This is a genomic window from Cytobacillus eiseniae (genome assembly GCF_017874625.1).
Taxonomy (GTDB): domain Bacteria; phylum Bacillota; class Bacilli; order Bacillales; family Cytobacillaceae; genus Cytobacillus; species Cytobacillus eiseniae.
This window is the reverse complement of record NZ_JAGIKZ010000012.1, coordinates 93,213-109,832: the sequence shown is the minus strand read 5'-3', so window position 1 is coordinate 109,832 and position 16,620 is coordinate 93,213. Positions and strand designations below refer to the sequence as shown.

General features: G+C 37.2%; 18 protein-coding genes, 1 tRNA gene and 1 pseudogene. 11 read left to right on the top strand and 9 right to left on the bottom strand.

The features are described from left to right. Positions 1-17 precede the first annotated feature (17 nt). From J2Z40_RS11830 to tsaD, 5 genes are all read left to right on the top strand, one after another. Positions 18-94: transfer RNA gene (locus tag J2Z40_RS11830), tRNA-Asp, on the top strand. A 188-nt stretch (positions 95-282) separates the two neighbouring features. Beyond that, positions 283-738, top strand: coding sequence for a tRNA (adenosine(37)-N6)-threonylcarbamoyltransferase complex ATPase subunit type 1 TsaE (gene tsaE, locus J2Z40_RS11825; RefSeq protein ID WP_066400426.1), 456 nt, complete (start codon positions 283-285; stop codon positions 736-738). Further along, positions 735-1,439 (top strand): tRNA (adenosine(37)-N6)-threonylcarbamoyltransferase complex dimerization subunit type 1 TsaB, encoded by a 705-nt coding sequence (gene tsaB, locus J2Z40_RS11820; protein WP_066400429.1) that lies wholly within the window; start codon positions 735-737, stop codon positions 1,437-1,439. The genes tsaE and tsaB overlap by 4 nt, the downstream gene beginning before the upstream one ends. A 1-nt stretch (position 1,440) precedes the next feature. Continuing rightward, positions 1,441-1,890 (top strand): ribosomal protein S18-alanine N-acetyltransferase, encoded by a 450-nt coding sequence (gene rimI / locus J2Z40_RS11815; protein ID WP_066400430.1) that lies wholly within the window; start codon positions 1,441-1,443, stop codon positions 1,888-1,890. Then, the gene (gene tsaD, locus J2Z40_RS11810) at positions 1,887-2,912 is read left to right on the top strand and encodes a tRNA (adenosine(37)-N6)-threonylcarbamoyltransferase complex transferase subunit TsaD (RefSeq protein ID WP_066400432.1); all 1,026 of its coding nucleotides are present in this window, start codon (positions 1,887-1,889) and stop codon (positions 2,910-2,912) included. The genes rimI and tsaD overlap by 4 nt, the downstream gene beginning before the upstream one ends. Before the next feature lie 252 nt (positions 2,913-3,164). On the opposite strand, the gene J2Z40_RS11805 is transcribed toward tsaD, so the two are convergent. Next, the gene (locus J2Z40_RS11805; RefSeq protein WP_066400434.1) at positions 3,165-5,084 is read right to left on the bottom strand and encodes an ABC-F family ATP-binding cassette domain-containing protein; all 1,920 of its coding nucleotides are present in this window, start codon (positions 5,082-5,084) and stop codon (positions 3,165-3,167) included. Positions 5,085-5,227: 143 nt separating this feature from the next. On the opposite strand from J2Z40_RS11805, the gene moaC reads away from it, so the two are divergent. Together moaC and J2Z40_RS11795 are read left to right on the top strand one after the other, a co-directional pair. Continuing rightward, positions 5,228-5,716 carry a cyclic pyranopterin monophosphate synthase MoaC gene (gene moaC, locus J2Z40_RS11800; RefSeq protein WP_066400436.1) on the top strand — a complete coding sequence of 163 codons (489 nt, stop codon included), beginning with the start codon at positions 5,228-5,230 and terminating at the stop codon, positions 5,714-5,716. 26 nt (positions 5,717-5,742) lie between these two features. Continuing rightward, on the top strand, positions 5,743-6,399 hold the full coding sequence (locus J2Z40_RS11795) for a redox-sensing transcriptional repressor Rex (RefSeq protein ID WP_066400439.1): 657 nt from the start codon (positions 5,743-5,745) through the stop codon (positions 6,397-6,399). Between the two features lie 35 nt (positions 6,400-6,434). On the opposite strand, the gene J2Z40_RS11790 is transcribed toward J2Z40_RS11795, so the two are convergent. Next, positions 6,435-6,641 carry a YdiK family protein gene (locus J2Z40_RS11790; protein WP_066400441.1) on the bottom strand — a complete coding sequence of 69 codons (207 nt, stop codon included), beginning with the start codon at positions 6,639-6,641 and terminating at the stop codon, positions 6,435-6,437. Further along, positions 6,638-7,369 carry a CPBP family intramembrane glutamic endopeptidase gene (locus J2Z40_RS11785; protein WP_066400443.1) on the bottom strand — a complete coding sequence of 244 codons (732 nt, stop codon included), beginning with the start codon at positions 7,367-7,369 and terminating at the stop codon, positions 6,638-6,640. Before J2Z40_RS11785 ends, J2Z40_RS11790 begins: the two co-directional genes overlap by 4 nt. A gap of 257 nt (positions 7,370-7,626) precedes the next feature. Here J2Z40_RS11785 and groES point away from each other — a divergent pair, with 257 nt between their 5' ends. Beyond that, positions 7,627-7,911 carry a co-chaperone GroES gene (gene groES, locus J2Z40_RS11780; protein ID WP_066400444.1) on the top strand — a complete coding sequence of 95 codons (285 nt, stop codon included), beginning with the start codon at positions 7,627-7,629 and terminating at the stop codon, positions 7,909-7,911. 54 nt (positions 7,912-7,965) lie between these two features. Further along, positions 7,966-9,603 carry a chaperonin GroEL gene (gene groL / locus J2Z40_RS11775; RefSeq protein WP_066400446.1) on the top strand — a complete coding sequence of 546 codons (1,638 nt, stop codon included), beginning with the start codon at positions 7,966-7,968 and terminating at the stop codon, positions 9,601-9,603. Positions 9,604-9,937: 334 nt separating this feature from the next. Here groL and J2Z40_RS11770 read toward each other — a convergent pair whose 3' ends face one another. Then, entirely contained in the window at positions 9,938-10,372 is a 435-nt protein-coding gene (locus J2Z40_RS11770; protein ID WP_066400448.1) for an Rrf2 family transcriptional regulator, read from the bottom strand. A 204-nt stretch (positions 10,373-10,576) separates the two neighbouring features. Between J2Z40_RS11770 and J2Z40_RS11765 the strand changes: the two genes are divergently transcribed. Further along, positions 10,577-11,440, top strand: a complete 864-nt coding sequence (locus tag J2Z40_RS11765; RefSeq protein ID WP_066400450.1) for an SDR family oxidoreductase — start codon at positions 10,577-10,579, stop codon at positions 11,438-11,440. Positions 11,441-11,674: 234 nt separating this feature from the next. On the opposite strand, the gene J2Z40_RS11760 is transcribed toward J2Z40_RS11765, so the two are convergent. Beyond that, positions 11,675-12,682, bottom strand: coding sequence for a DUF3231 family protein (locus tag J2Z40_RS11760; protein ID WP_066400453.1), 1,008 nt, complete (start codon positions 12,680-12,682; stop codon positions 11,675-11,677). A gap of 523 nt (positions 12,683-13,205) precedes the next feature. Between J2Z40_RS11760 and J2Z40_RS11755 the strand changes: the two are divergent. Continuing rightward, positions 13,206-14,311: pseudogene (locus J2Z40_RS11755) on the top strand (L-dopachrome tautomerase-related protein). 137 nt (positions 14,312-14,448) lie between these two features. Here the strand turns inward: J2Z40_RS11755 and J2Z40_RS11750 are convergent. Genes J2Z40_RS11750 through J2Z40_RS11735 form a run of 4 tightly spaced genes read right to left on the bottom strand, consistent with a single transcriptional unit; the run spans position 14,449 to position 16,501 of the window. Beyond that, the gene (locus tag J2Z40_RS11750) at positions 14,449-14,748 is read right to left on the bottom strand and encodes a spore coat protein (protein WP_066400456.1); all 300 of its coding nucleotides are present in this window, start codon (positions 14,746-14,748) and stop codon (positions 14,449-14,451) included. Positions 14,749-14,766: 18 nt separating this feature from the next. Next, positions 14,767-14,961: a hypothetical protein gene (locus J2Z40_RS11745; protein WP_066400459.1), complete on the bottom strand. Its 195-nt coding sequence runs from the start codon at positions 14,959-14,961 to the stop codon at positions 14,767-14,769. A 16-nt stretch (positions 14,962-14,977) separates the two neighbouring features. After that, on the bottom strand, positions 14,978-16,114 hold the full coding sequence (locus J2Z40_RS11740; RefSeq protein ID WP_066400462.1) for a zinc-dependent alcohol dehydrogenase: 1,137 nt from the start codon (positions 16,112-16,114) through the stop codon (positions 14,978-14,980). 18 nt (positions 16,115-16,132) lie between these two features. After that, positions 16,133-16,501: a spore coat protein gene (locus tag J2Z40_RS11735; protein ID WP_066400470.1), complete on the bottom strand. Its 369-nt coding sequence runs from the start codon at positions 16,499-16,501 to the stop codon at positions 16,133-16,135. Positions 16,502-16,620: the final 119 nt, after the last annotated feature.

The window sequence follows — 16,620 nt, the reverse complement described above, 5'->3', positions numbered from 1 at the left end:
TCCTGTCCCCGCAATTTGGTCCGGTAGTTCAGTTGGTTAGAATGCCTGCCTGTCACGCAGGAGGTCGCGGGTTCGAGTCCCGTCCGGACCGCCATACTTTTTAAAATGAAAACGAAACATAGTTTCGTCTTTTTTTTGTTCATTTTTACAAACGCATTTTTGCTCAGCTGTTAAAAATCATGTAGACTATACATATAGATATTCCTTAGGATTGATCCTAAGGTTTTTTTGTCCAAGAATGACAAAATTAAATTCGTAAATATATAAAGGTGAGTAATTATTATGAAATTATTTGAGTTTACCTCGAATCAACCTGAAGAGACAATGTCTTTTGCTAAACGTCTTGCAGAATTATTATTGCCAGGTGATGTCATTGCCTTAGAGGGAGATCTAGGTGCAGGCAAAACGACGTTTACGAAAGGCTTGGCACTTGGTCTAGAGATTAAAAGAAATGTGAATAGCCCTACCTTTACAATTATTAAGGAGTATCAGGGGAGAATGCCACTTTACCATATGGATGTGTATCGGGTTAAGGATTCCTTTGAAGATTTAGGGTTTGATGAATACTTTGAAGGAAATGGTGTGACCGTTGTTGAGTGGGCACATTTAATTAAGGATCAGCTTCCTTCTGAATTATTATCCATTTCATTATTTCTAGGAGAGAATGGCGCAAGGAAAATAGTTTTAGCGCCAATTGGAAAGAGATATGAGGAATTATGTAAGGAGTTTTTTATATGAAAGTGCTATCAATCGATACTTCTAATTATGCATTAGGGATCGCTTTATTAGATGGAGATCAAGTGATAGGTGAGTATATTACCAATTTAAAAAAGAATCATTCGGTTCGCGTCATGCCTGCGATTGAAGCCTTGATGAAAGATTGTGATATGAAGCCAAGTGATCTCTCGAAAATCGTTGTTGCTAAGGGTCCTGGTTCTTATACTGGAGTAAGAATCGGTGTCACGATTGCTAAAACTTTAGCTTGGACTTTAAACATTCCTTTGTCAGGTGTTTCAAGCTTAGAAGTATTGGCAGCATCTGGCCGCTACTTCGAAGGAATGATCTCTCCGCTGTTTGATGCTCGCAGAGGACAAATCTATACGAGTCTCTATCAATTTCATAATGGAAAAATGGTTAATCAGAAAAAGGACCAGCTTTTGCTATCAACAGATTGGGCAGCACAATTAAAGGAGCAAAGTGAAAGAATCTTATTTGTTGGCAATGATCTGCCGCTGCATCGGTCCATCTTTGATGAAATTCTTGGTAGTCAGGCTGTTTATGCTGAAATGACAGAGCAAAACCCTCGGCCTGCTGAACTTGCATTATTAGGCAAGGATAAAGAAGCAGAAGATGTTCATACATTTGTCCCTAACTATATTCGTCTGGCAGAAGCAGAAGCGAATTGGATTAAAGAGAATAAAGAAAAGGCAAGGAAGTAGAATGAATCGATCTTTAACCTTTCGATTGTTAAATGTAAATGATGTGGATGATATCTTAAAAATAGAGCATGAATGTTTTTCGCTGCCGTGGAGTAGGGAAGCCTTTGAAAATGAGTTATCCACAAATCAACATGCTGTGTATTTAGGCTTGGAAGATGATGGCGTGGTCATTGGATATTGTGGTGTTTGGATCGTTGTGGATGAGGCACAAATAACGAATGTCGCAATATTGCCAGAATACCGTGGAAATAAGCTCGGAGAAGCGATAATGAGGCAAGTGATGGAAGTTGCCTCAAGAAAAGGGGCAAGGCTCATGTCGCTTGAAGTACGAGTCTCTAATGAGATTGCGCAGTCCTTATACCGAAAGCTTGGGTTTCAAAATGGAGGAATTAGAAAGAACTATTATTCAGATAATCAAGAAGATGCTTTAGTAATGTGGGTGAATTTATGACGAATGTAGATCAGTGGATAATGGGAATAGAAACGAGCTGTGATGAAACAGCTGTAGCAATTATTAAAAATGGCAGAGAGATTGCTGCAAATATTGTTGCCTCTCAAATTGAAAGCCATAAAAGATTTGGTGGAGTTGTGCCTGAGATTGCTTCTCGCCATCATGTGGAGCAAATAACAATCGTATTGGAGGAAGCACTTAAGCAGGCAGGTATTCAATATGATGATTTAACAGCAATTGCAGTCACAGAGGGACCAGGATTAGTTGGTGCCTTATTAGTTGGTGTGAATGCAGCGAAGGCAGTGGCTTTTGCTCATGGCATTCCGTTAGTTGGGGTTCACCATATTGCTGGACATATTTATGCCAACCGTCTGATTGCTGAACTGCAATTTCCTTTAATTGCCCTTGTTGTTTCTGGCGGACATACAGAGCTTGTCTATATGAAAGAGCATGGACATTTTGAAGTCATTGGAGAAACAAGGGATGACGCAGCAGGGGAAGCATATGATAAAGTAGCTAGAACATTAAACCTCCCATATCCAGGGGGTCCTCATATTGATCGCCTCGCTCAAGAAGGAGAAGCAACGATTCCTTTGCCAAGAGCTTGGTTAGAGGAAGGATCATATGACTTTAGTTTCAGTGGATTAAAGTCAGCAGTTATTAACACTGTCCACAATGCAGAACAAAGAGGCGAGAAAATAAAGCCTCAAGAATTAGCTGCAAGTTTTCAGGAGAGTGTAATTGATGTACTAGTAACTAAAACGATAAAGGCTGCTAGTGAATACAAAGTGAAGCAAGTACTGTTAGCAGGCGGTGTGGCAGCGAATAAGGGACTACGAACAGCTTTAGAGGATAAATTTAAGGAAATACCAAATTGTGAATTGATTATTCCTCCTTTAGCCTTATGCACAGATAATGCAGCAATGATCGGAGCAGCCGGCAGTATTATGTTTGAAAAAGGGATTCAATCCACAATGGCTTTGAATGCCAATCCTGGACTGGATATTTCTATCCACAATTAACAGAAGCAAACAAGTGCCCTCAAAAAGATTGGGGGCTTTTTTGTGGATAAAAAGAAAAATCAGATAATTTTCAAAGAAAATGTGGATAAAGAGCATGATTATTGTGGATAGTGTGGAAAAGTCTGTGGAAGGCTTTTATTTCAAGTAATTATATGTGAGTAATTTTGTGGATAAAAGGGAACTAGGGAAGAAAAAATACCTAGTTCCTTTTACTTATTAGTATTGGGTAGATAATAATTTTGCACATAAGTATTAATCTGCTAATTCAGTCCATTCTTCGACTAATTCGTCTAAGTGCTTTTTTGCTTCATTATTTTTGTTGGTAATCTCAAGAACCTTTTCATGATCTTGATATACGTCAGGCTCACATAATAGCAGTTCAAATTCAGCAATTTGCTCTTCTAATTCTCCGATTTGCTTCTCAACTTCTTCTAATCTTCTCTGACGCTGTCTTATGAGCTTTTTTGCCTCTTTATCTTGTTGATAGCTGTTTTTTTCCTCAATAGCCGGTGCAGCTGCTCCCTTTTGAGGAGAATCTAATGCTTTTCGTTCTTCCTGTTCGAGCTTTTTTTCTACAAAATAATCATAGTCACCTAAGTATTCGGTTATTCCGTCTTTACTCAGTTCCAGAACCTTTGTTGTAATACGATTAATGAAGTATCGGTCATGGGAAACAAATAGAATGGTCCCTGGATAGTCAATAAGCGCATTTTCTAAAATTTCTTTGCTATCTAAATCAAGGTGGTTGGTCGGCTCGTCCAAGATGAGAAAATTAGCTTTTTGCATCATTAATTTGGCTAATGCTAATCTTGCTTTCTCTCCACCGCTCAATGTGGACACATTTTTTAGCACATCATCGCCAGAAAAGAGGAAGTTTCCTAATACAGTTCGGATTTCCTTTTCTGTTTTTAATGGGAATTCATCCCATAATTCATTTAGTACTCGTTTAGTTGAAGATAGTTCAGCCTGTTCTTGATCATAATAACCAATATATACATTAGACCCAGTCGTTATATGACCGTCAATAACTGGAAGTTTATTTATAATTGATTTTAATAGTGTGGACTTCCCTACACCATTTGGACCGACAAGAGCAATGCTTTCTCCTCTTGTGATTCGAAAGGAAAGATTGTCGGAAATCTTATCCCCGTGATAACCAATTGTAACAGTATTTGCTTTCAGTACTTCATTCCCAGATTGCTTTTCAATATGAAAACCGAATGAGGCTGATTTTTCATCTCCAAGGGGCCTGTCTAATAAGTCCATCTTTTCAAGCTGCTTTCTTCTGCTCTGTGCTCTTTTTGTTGTGGATGCACGTGCAAGATTTCTTTGAATGAAATCTTGAAGCTTTGCGACTTCTTCTTGTTGCTTCTCAAATTCCTTCATTTCTCTTTCGTAATTCGCTGCTTTTTGATCAAGATACGCACTGTAATTTCCAGGGTATTTTCGTATTTGAAGCCTTGATAGCTCATAGACTTGTGTGACAACCTTATCTAGAAAATAGCGATCATGTGAAACAATTAAGATTGCGCCATCATATCCCTGCAAGTACTGTTCGAGCCATGTTAATGTATCAATATCTAAATGGTTGGTAGGCTCATCTAATATGAGAATATCGGGTTTCGTTAATAATAGTTTCCCAAGAGCTAGCCTTGTTTTTTGTCCACCGCTTAATGTGGATATTTTTGTTTCATAACTGAAAGAATGGAAATTGAGTCCATGGAGGACAGAACGAATATCTGATTCATACTGATAGCCGCCCTCTTCCTTAAATTGAACTTGGCGTCTATCATATTCAGATAGAATCTTCTCGTACTCCTGGTGATTTCCCATGGCATCAGGATCAGACATACGCTCTTCTAGCCGACGTAATTCCTTTTCTTGTAATTGCAAATACTCAAATACAGTCAACATCTCATCCCAAATCGAACGTGCTGATTCTAAGCCCGTATTTTGTGCTAAATAACCGATTTTCACTTCTTTGGGCTTAATAATATCCCCTGAGTCATAAGACATGTGGCCAGCGATAATCTTCAAAAGTGTTGATTTGCCAGCTCCATTGCGGCCAACAAGGGCAATGCGGTCTCGTGTTTGTACTTCTAGCTTTATATTCGATAAAATAGGTTCAGCACCAAAGTTTTTTTCTAATTGATTGACCTGTAATAAAATCATCATTTTCACCTCTATAGTATAGAGTTAGTGTAACCCATTCATAAATGATGGGCAATAATGATCAGTTTTCAAACGTGAACAATTATACAAAGTACTTACAAATGGATAAAAATAGTGTATCATTTTATTAAGAGGTGTTTGAGATGACTGAGTTTACTCATTTTAATCAAGAGGGACGAGCGAAGATGGTCGATGTTAGTGATAAGCCTGAAACGGCAAGAACAGCGATTGCTCATTCCAGCATTATTGTTAATAAAGAAATTTACGAAAGAATTACTTCGAATAAAATGAAAAAAGGAGATGTACTTGCTGTCGCTCAGGTTGCGGGAGTAATGGCATGCAAGAAAACTTGGGAAATAATCCCGATGTGTCATCCGATCCCATTAACAGGTGTAGATATTTCATTTTCATGGGAAGTTAATCAAGAGACATATTCTCTTTTAATACAGGCAACTGCTAAAACGAAAGGCAATACAGGAGTTGAGATGGAAGCGCTAACAGCAGCATCAGTCTGTGCTCTGACAGTTTATGATATGTGTAAAGCGGTTGATAAGGGCATGATCATTGGCCAAACGTATTTAGTTGAAAAAACGGGTGGGAAAAATGGAGACTTTAAAAGGGACACATTATAAAGTGACTTTGGGAGAGTGGATGTAAAATGGCAAATGAAACAGTAAAAATTCCGCAAGCAACTGCAAAAAGGCTCCCTCTGTACTATCGTTTTCTAAAAAACTTACATTCATCTGGAAAGCAACGGGTTTCATCTGCTGAATTAAGTGAGGCAGTTAAGGTTGACTCTGCAACAATTCGCAGAGACTTTTCCTATTTTGGGGCATTAGGTAAAAAGGGGTATGGGTATAATGTGAATTACTTGTTAACCTTTTTTCGAAAGACATTGGACCAGGATGAGCTGACAAAGGTTGCACTAATCGGTGTAGGAAACCTGGGGACTGCTTTTTTAAATTATAATTTTCTTAAAAACAATAATACGAAAATTGAAGTGGCTTTTGATGTAGATGAACATAAGGTTGGAACAAAAATTGGGAATGTGCCGGTCTTTCATATGGATGATCTTGAGAAGGTTATTAAGGAGCATAATATTCAAGTAGCGATATTAACAGTTCCTGCGCCAGCTGCTCAATCCATTGCAGACCGAATCGTTCAAGGCAGTGTAAATGGAATTTTGAATTTCACACCAGCAAGACTTTCTGTTCCTTCGACGATTAGAATTCATCATATTGACTTAGCTGTTGAGCTTCAATCCCTGATCTATTTCTTAAAGCATTACCCAACAGAAAATGAGGGAATCGAATAATAACTATAAATAAAATGAGCCTCCTATCGAGAGGCTCATTTGTTTTTTAAGGCCTTTTTCATTTTAAAATGAAAGGCAATCATTCGCAACCCGCCACCAATATCAAAGGTGGCAATAATAATAAGAAAGATGGTAAACACTCCCCAGCCATCTTCTCGCTGGATGTTTTGAGTAGCAATATATGTAAAGAGGAGACCAAGCAAAATATAAATAATTCCAGAATATAATGGGGTGTTTCTCATAATATACCTCCGATAAAGGCTTGTAACTTTTCTAATTCTTCAAGCCAGTTAAGAATTTTTTCCTGATTTAATTGAAGGATGACAACAATTGTATTCATTGCTACATGGGCAAAAATTGGTACAATGATCTGCTTTGTCTTTACATAGAGGAAAGCAAATGTAAATCCCATGGCTGTGTATAAAAGTGTATGTTCAACTTCCATATGTGCAAGTGAGAATATAATTGAACTGATGATTGCTGAGAGAAAGAAATTCAAATGCTTATGCAGTGAACCAAAAATAATTTTCCGAAAGACAATCTCCTCTAGGATAGGACCGAGGATTGAGCTGACAATGATCACGGCAGGGAAGGCTCGAATTAAATTCAAAATATCTTGTGTATTTTCAGACCCCATATCGATTCCGAGCCAAATCTCGATATTTGCAGCCACTGTTTGTGAGAAAAAGGCAAGGAAAATCCCACCGATTGCCCACATGATTGTAGCAGGGGTGGAAGGTGTATCCCTTAACTCGGGGATTGCCTTCATTTCTTTCCTTAATAGGACTAGAATAATGATAAAGGTAATCGTGAAGCTAATTACAATCCAATAAGGAACAGCGAGAATCTCCATTTCTTCAAGGCTATGTCCAAAAAAGGTTCCGGTAAGGATAAGAAGTGGGACTCCGATAATGCTTGAGAGTTGCATAGCTATATAGGCAATTAGAATGAACCAATATTCCTTTTTCAATGTAGTTTCTCCTTATAAGTTAATCAAAGTCTATTGTACTCATATTTCTTTGCTTGTTTCAATTATGAAGGGGGTATTAAGAACGAAAATATAATTTGAAATAACGAAATCAGTTATTATGAATATTTTTTACAAAAAAATTGAGCTTCACTCTTGCAAATAGATTTCATATTCTTTAATATAATAATTGTGTTAGCACTCAGATGGATAGAGTGCTAATAAAAAATCTTACATATAAATTGAGGAGGTTGTTTCACTTGTTAAAGCCACTAGGTGATCGAATTATTATCGAGCTTGTTGAAACTGAAGAAAAAACTGCAAGCGGCATCGTTTTGCCGGACACTGCGAAAGAAAAACCTCAAGAAGCTAATGTCGTTGCTGTAGGTACAGGACGTGTTCTTGAGAATGGTGAGCGTGTAGCCCTTGAAGTTGCTGAAGGAGATCGTATTATCTTCTCAAAATATGCTGGTACTGAAGTGAAATATGAAGGAAAAGAATATTTAATTTTACGTGAAAATGATATTCTTGCGATTATTGGCTAATTAATAGACAGTTATAAAATACACAAACAAAATTTCCAAGGAGGTTATTTACAAATGGCTAAAGATATTAAATTTAGTGAAGAAGCTCGCCGCGCGATGCTTCGCGGAGTAGATACGCTAGCTGATGCAGTAAAAGTTACTCTTGGACCAAAAGGACGTAACGTGGTTCTTGAGAAAAAATTCGGTTCACCATTAATTACAAATGATGGTGTAACAATTGCGAAAGAAATCGAATTAGAAGATGCATTTGAAAATATGGGTGCTAAGCTTGTTGCTGAAGTAGCAAGCAAGACAAATGATGTTGCTGGTGACGGTACAACTACTGCAACAGTTCTTGCTCAAGCGATGATCCGTGAAGGCCTTAAAAACGTAACTGCTGGTGCAAACCCAATGGGTATCCGCAAAGGAATCGAAAAGGCTGTATTAACAGCAGTTGAAGAATTACAAGCGATTTCTAAACCAATTGAAGGCAAAGAATCAATCGCACAAGTAGCTTCTATCTCTGCTGCAGACGAAGAAGTAGGTCAATTAATCGCTGAAGCTATGGAACGCGTTGGCAACGACGGTGTTATCACAATCGAAGAATCAAAAGGCTTCACTACTGAATTAGACGTAGTTGAAGGAATGCAATTCGATCGTGGATATGCTTCTGCATACATGGTTACTGATACAGATAAAATGGAAGCTATCCTAGACAATCCATACATCTTAATCACAGATAAGAAAATCTCAAGTATTCAAGAAGTACTTCCTGTTCTTGAGCAAGTGGTACAACAAGGCAAACCTTTATTATTAGTTGCTGAAGATGTTGAAGGGGAAGCACTTTCTACACTAGTATTGAATAAGCTTCGCGGAACATTCAATGCCGTTGCTGTTAAAGCTCCTGGCTTCGGTGATCGCCGTAAAGCAATGCTTGAAGATATCGCGATCTTAACTGGCGGTGAAGTAATCACTGAAGAATTAGGCCGTGAGCTTAAATCGACAACCATTGCTTCTCTAGGACGCGCTTCTAAAGTTGTTGTAACAAAAGAAAATACAACAATCGTTGAAGGTGCTGGAGACAGCGCACAAATTGCTGGCCGTGTAAACCAAATTCGCGTTCAAATGGAAGATACAACTTCTGAATTTGACCGTGAAAAATTACAAGAACGCTTAGCTAAATTAGCTGGCGGAGTAGCAGTCGTTAAAGTTGGCGCTGCAACTGAAACAGAATTAAAAGAACGCAAACTACGTATCGAAGACGCCCTAAACTCTACGCGCGCAGCAGTAGAAGAAGGAATCGTATCCGGTGGTGGGGTTGCCCTTCTTAACGTATACAATAAAGTAGCTGCACTTCAAGCTGAAGGCGACGTTGCTACAGGTATCAACATCGTATTACGTGCAATGGAAGAACCAGTTCGCACAATTGCACACAATGCAGGACTAGAAGGATCTGTCGTTGTTGACCGCTTAAAGCGCGAAGCAATTGGCACAGGCTTCAACGCTGCTACAAACGAATGGGTAAACATGGTTGAAGCAGGAATCGTTGACCCAACTAAAGTTACTCGTTCAGCACTTCAAAACGCAGCATCTGTTGCAGCCATGTTCCTAACAACTGAAGCAGTTGTTGCTGACAAGCCAGAACCAGCTGGTGCAGGCGGCATGGGTATGCCTGACATGGGCGGTATGGGTGGAATGGGCGGCATGATGTGATAACCGCTCAATCCCTTGGTATATAAGGGTCTAAAGTGATTTTGCTAACAAATTGCTAACATTAGGTAAACATAAGAGAGGCTTCTTCAAAAGTTTATCCAACTTTTGAGAAGCTTTTTTGTGTTATATGTTCACTACATTCTCTCGGGTACAAACTTACTAATTAACTCTTGTAATACGTAGTAGACTATTTACTGCGCACAAGAACCAACTGCTCATGGATTAGAAAATTTAAGCAATTCTTTACACTTGTTTTGCTATTTTTAAGTATGATTTACTTGTGTGAAGTGCTTCACTTAAGGAAGAGAAAAGACATTCCTTTGGAATGTCTTTTTTAACAGATATTTTCTTTAGCAGCAATGTCTCTCACAACATCTTCTAAAGTAACATTTCTTAAAACCTTCTCCATTGCCAATTGGGCAGCTGTGAATAATGGTTCAATTGTATTTTGTATGTTTCTTCCTACAAGACAATCAGGATGTGAACTTTCGTGTATGCTAAACAACTCTTTATCTTGTACAACATTCACTGCCTTATATACGTCGAACAAGGTGATACTAGATAATTTCTTTGCGAGTTTAGCACCTGCAATTCCCGGATTTACTTCTATCAAACCAGCTTTTTTTAACATCCCCATTAGTTTTCTTATAACGGCTGGGTTCGTATTAACACTCTTAGCTAAAAATTCAGAAGAAGTAACTCCTTCATTATTTAATTCAATTAGAGCCAATATATGAATTCCTACTGCAAATCGACTGCTGATGGACATGTTCAGTCACCGCCTCTATTAATTAATATTTATATTATTGTTTTTCTTCATCATGTAATTATTTTGATTACAAGTTTTATTATACCAAAATATAGCCAAAATAATATATATCATTTTACCTGTTGACAAAACGGTTACATGTAACTAAAATAAATACATGTAGTCAAAATTGTTACAGATAAAACTTATACGGAGGGAATATTAATGAAAATTTTAGTTACTGGAGCAACGGGAAAATTAGGTTCAAAAGTTGTAGAATCGTTATTGAAATCAGTACCTGCAAATAATCTGGTGGTGAGTGTCCGAAATCCAGAGAAAGCAAAAGACCTTCGTAAACGTGGAGTGGAAGTTCGTCAAGGCGATTTTGACCGTCCAGAAACATTAGATGATGCCTTTACAGGGATTGACCGCCTATTAATTATTTCAGCCGATGGTGACAATGAAACAAGAATTCATCAACATGCTAATGCTGTCCAAGCGGCTGAGCGTACAGGGGTAAAATTTATTGCTTACACAAGTATTGCTAATGCAACAGAAAGTAAAAATTTAATGGCACCTCCTCATATAGCAACAGAAACAGCCATCATTAAAACGGGTATTCCATATTCCTTCTTACGTAACAATTGGTATTTGGAAAACGAAGTCGGGAGCATCCAAGGGGTAATTGCAGGATCCCCGTGGGTAACTTCGGCAGGAGAAGGAAAAGTAGGGTGGGCACTGCAACAAGATTATGCTGATGCCGCTGCAGCAGTTCTTGCTGGAAACGGCCACGAAAATACAGTGTATGAAATTTCTGGTCCTCTTTTAACTCAAGAGGAATTGGCATCAGCTCTTGGTAATGTATTGGGTAAAGAAGTTCCTGTACAACAAGTTAGTGACGAAAAATATGCTGAGATCATGAAAGGAATAGGGTTACCTGATTTTGTGATTCCTATTGTAGTAGGGATTCAAGAAAGCATTAGAAACGGTTCACTAGCAGTTGAAAGCAATGATTTCGAGAAAGTTCTTGGTCGTCCAGTTACGCCGATCAACGAAGCACTGATTCAACTTGTTAATCGAATTTCATAAACCACATGAAAGAATTATAAGACCGACATTAAGTCGGTTTTTTTATTTGATGGAAAACTTTAAATTAACACCTTTTTGTCGAAAAAAATTAAAGTTTAGTGTTCTGCCACAAAAGGGAAGGTAATGGAATAATGGCTTTCATATATCTGGTACACTCACCATCTCTTAAAAGAGATTTGGTATACTCCTTTGAAAAACCAAAAAGCTACCGTACTTTGGTAGCTTTATTTTTCTTTAGTCATGAGCAAGCTTATCCCTATTTAGTGCAACGGGAGGTTTCTCCATCCACTCATTTTTTATCATAAAGGTTTTTATATTTTCTTCATATTGATACACATCTGCAATTATCTTTGCATATGTAGTTTTTAAATCTTTTCGGATACTTACTGCTGCACTATATCCATAACTGGCGATACCATCACGATTAAGTTGGTCTAATAGATAAGCTATTAATTTATCTGAAAAAGGAGATGTTTTACAATCCAAAACATTTGTATCCCAGGTCATTGAAATAGGCAAATCATTTTGAACTAAAATATCACCTAATTTGTCTATAATATTTAAAGATAATTCTTTTCCATGTTGCAATAAACTTATTAATTGCTGATTAGATGTAGATTGTATAAATCCAATTAATAAGTTTTTACCAATATAATTCATAAAAACATTTTTGTGTAGCTCATTTGCTTCTCTTGCCGTTAATTCTCTATTATCATTAAAGAAATTACCCAAAAATCCTTTATTTGCAATTGGGTTTGTTTCCTGAGTGGAGGTAATTGAAGGAGGTCTTACAAATACTCCCTTTTCCAATAGAATCGTTGTTGTACTTTCAAATAAACTTGAAACGTTTTTTAATTGTTCGTGGAAAAAATTGCGGATATCCTCCCTTACTGAATCCGATAGTGCCATACTTGTTAAGGTCATTCCAATTTTAGACATATTATTTAAATAAAATAGTATAAAAACATCTGAATACATCTTAGGGGCATTTGGGTTTAAATCATCTTTAATGTTAAAGCCTTTAGGGATTGGATAGTTTTCACTTCGTAGAACAGATTCAAAAAATTGTAAAGAAGATTTAAAAATAGAACCCGCCTCACTACAAAGAGATTTAACTTCTTCTAGTTCTGATGTTAAAGTAAGATACTCCATAACAACATTTGACATACTATTATTCATTAACTGTTCCCAACAGTGTGCTAACTCACCCGCAGTTAACTTTACAGCCTTTGTATTATCCATATAATCAATTCCTTTTTAAGATTTATTCTATTTTCTATAACAAGTATCTGTTATTTTTTTATCAATTATGTAATATTGCATGGAAAATTAATAATTTTTTGGTTTGATAAGGGATGTATCATAACTAAAAGGGCTTTTTCGAATATTCAGCAATGGGGGACTTTAAAAAGTTTGTGATTTGTTCAGGATGATGAGCGCTGCGGAGGTCATTTTTTTAATGGGACTAAATGGAAGTTTAGTTTAAGTATATTTCTACATAAAGTTAAAAAGTAAACTTCACCAATTTTTATTTTTAACAACTGAACGTTGATTCGGGAATATTGAACTTCGTTACCTGCTAATTGAATTCAACTTCATCTAGAGAACTTTAAAGTAAAATGTTTCCTTTGAAGACTTATTAAATTTCTAAAACAATCGCTTCAATCATCTTTTCATATAGAAAAACTTACTAAAAAACATGCACTAGAAAAGATATAAATCATATATAGGAGAATATCCGTTTACAATGCTAAAGGAGGATATTATGAAACCTATGTTACCTAGTGAAAAATATTTCGGTAATTTAGAACTAGTTTATTCATTTTATGGGGCTATGCCTACAGGTGTTACTGTTTCAGAAACCGGTCGTATTTTCATTTGTTTTCCGAAATGGGGAGACGATGTTAAATTTACGGTGGCGGAAATTGTTGAGAATAAATTGCAACCTTATCCTAATTTACAAACTAATTTGGTTAACCCCGAGAATATCACAACGACTTTCATCAGTGTTCAAGTGTAGTGGCTGATGGAAGGGGAAGGCTTTGGATATTAGATACAGCGGCACCCAATTTTTCTGAACCTATTAAAAGAGGGGCAAAATTAGTCGCTGTTGATTTGGAAACCAATAGAATAAGAAAAGTATATACCTTTACAGTAGATGTTGTCCTGCCTACAACTTATCTGAATGATGTCCGTTTTGATTTTCGTGTTGGAAAAGCAGGTTATGCCTATATAACGGATTCTTCTACAAGAGGACCAGGAGCTATTATCGTAGTAGATTTATCAAATGGAAACGCGTTTAGACGGTTAAATGGTGCAAATTCAACTTCACCAGATCCCTATATGTTACCGAAAGTAGAAGGTCAAATTTTAATGAATCGAAACAAAGATGGTTCAACTTCTCCATTTAGATTGGCTTCTGATAGTCTTGCGATTTCTCCCGAAGGAAAGATATTATATTTTGCTCCACTAACCAGTCGTCATTTGTTCTCGATCTCAACAGAAGCCCTGAGAGACAGAACGATACCGGACATGGATTTACCTTTTCATGTGGTGTATTGGGGAGAAAAAGGTGCGTCTGATGGAATGATCACCGATGCAAAGGGAGCTGTTTATGCTGGAGACTATGAAAACAACAGTATCCGTAAAATATTGCCGAATGGCACAATGGAAACGATCGCACATGATCCGAGAATTTTGTGGCCGGATACTTTTTCAATTGGTCCGGATCAATATTTGTATGTCATTGTGAACCAATTACATCGGCAGCCTAGATTTCATTATGGAAAAGACCTACGACAGAAACCATATAGTTTACTTCGTATGAAAATTGGTGAATTTCCTGCTCCGACGTTTTTCATAATAAAATAGTCAATTAATGTTTATAGTGGTTAAACAAACACTAGTAAGAATGGATTATTAATTTTAATTACTTCTGCGAAATAAAATCAAAATCGCTTACTAGGAACAGTTTATCTTGTGATAGTTAAACTGTTCCTTGGGATTTTTTATAATGTCGGTAAGTTCAATGCTGTATTGATATTATTTAAATCCAAACTAATCTGTTCGTTTGTATCCCAAGCATGGTACCATCCTTTTTCTACCATATATGCGGATATTTGTTCATGCATATCAAGAGCTTCCACTAAATGGCGAGTAAGCATTTCTTTAATTTCCGGTGTTCCTGCCTCCGTAACGGCCATGGCATAATTTCTAATTCCACTTTTAGCTGAAATGAGTAGATCCATTGCAACCACTTGATCCGATAGTGCGTCCATGCCAGTTAAAGTTTCAATGATTGGATTCATGTTCATTCATCTCCTAATTTACTGCTTAGCGTTTGAAAGGATAGAAGCATATTCTTGTAATTGTCTTGTAGATACATCAATGTCTTGCTGCATAATATCTTTTAATAGCTGATCTGTAACTAACGCTTTCATCGTTTTTGATTTAGTTAAACAGTTAGTCTTAAATGCAGCCATCTCATGGACCTCAAGAACTTCATGTAAGGCGTAGTTCATTTATTAACCTCCTTCCTTAAGGTTTCAACACGACTTTTATACAATCATCCATTTTTGTGTCAAAAATCTCATAGCCACGCTTTGCTTCACTAAGTGGAAGTACATGACTTACGACATCTCCTGGATCAATTTTTCCGGTCGAAACTAATTCAAACATATACGGCATATAGTGAATCACAGGTGCTTGCCCAGAACGGATATTGATATTTCGCTGCATAATATCTCCAAGAGGGAAACCATTATATCTGCCGCCGTAAACGCCAGTAACTTGAATTGTCCCGCCTTTACGCACTGCTTGTGAAGCCATGATAAATGCACTTAATGCTCCGCCTTGGAGCTTCATTCCGCTCGCCAAGAACTCTAAATCAGTCATTTTACCATCCATACCAACTGCATCAATGACAACATCAGCGCCGCCTTTGGTTATTTCCTTCAAATAACTTCCAACATTTTCATGGTCTTCAAAGTTAACAATTTCTACTTTGTTGGTGCGCTTAGCGTGCTGAAGGCGATAATTGACATAATCAACTGCAATGACACGCTTTGCCCCTTTTAACCAACAGAATTTTTGAGCAAAAAGACCAACTGGACCACAGCCGAAAACAATAACTGTATCTCCATCCTTTACGCCTGCATTGTCAACACTCCAAAAACCAGTAGTCATCGCATCGGCAATAACTGTTAACTTTTCATCTGGTTCTTCACAAGTCTCTGGAATTTTGAAATGAGTAAAGTTGGCAAAGGGCACTCTTAAATATTCGGCTTGTCCACCTGGATAGCCACCCGTCGTATCAGAATATCCGAAATAGGCACCCATATCACCATTATCATTAGAATTATCACATTGGCTTTCCAAATGGTTTTTACAATAAGTGCATTCACCGCATGCTATATTAAAAGGGATAATGACTCGATCTCCCTTTTTTACCTTAGTCACACCTGGACCAACTTCTTCGACGATTCCCATTGGTTCATGGCCGATAACATAGTTTTCTTGCAGGTTAGGAATCATGCCATGAATTAAATGTAAATCAGACCCACATATAGCTGTACTCGTTACTTTAATAATCATGTCATCTTGTTTTTCAATCTTTGGATCTGGAACTTCTTTAACTACAACATTTTTTATACCTTGATATGTTACTGCCTTCATGTTATACAGCCTCCAGTGTTAGTGATCATCAGGTGCCCGGTCAAACATACCTTTTCTATTGGTCTCAACCGGGAATAGATTCATTTTGCCAATCATCAATGTATTGTTGGCAGAGAGTTGATCTAGTTTATACTGTTCACTTAGTTCGTATGGATGGAACCATTTTTTATTAATCATTAGTTCTGTAATTTCTTGGTGCATGGCAATACCTTGCATTAACTGTGTTCGTAAGAGGGTTCTAACATCAGGTGATGCAGACTCTGTTAATGCGACTGCAATATTCCGAACACCTTCTTTGGCACGAAGAAGGAAATCCATTGCAAATGTGGTATCAGCTAGCTCGGGTACATGTAACGAGTTTATAGGGTCTAAATAGTCATTATTCAATGAATTATACTTCCTTTCAATTTATTATTAAAGGTATGGAAGGAGTATTTATTCCAATTACAGATCCTGAATTATCCGCGAAATAGTAAATCTTGTATTCTATGGATATAATCCGATTT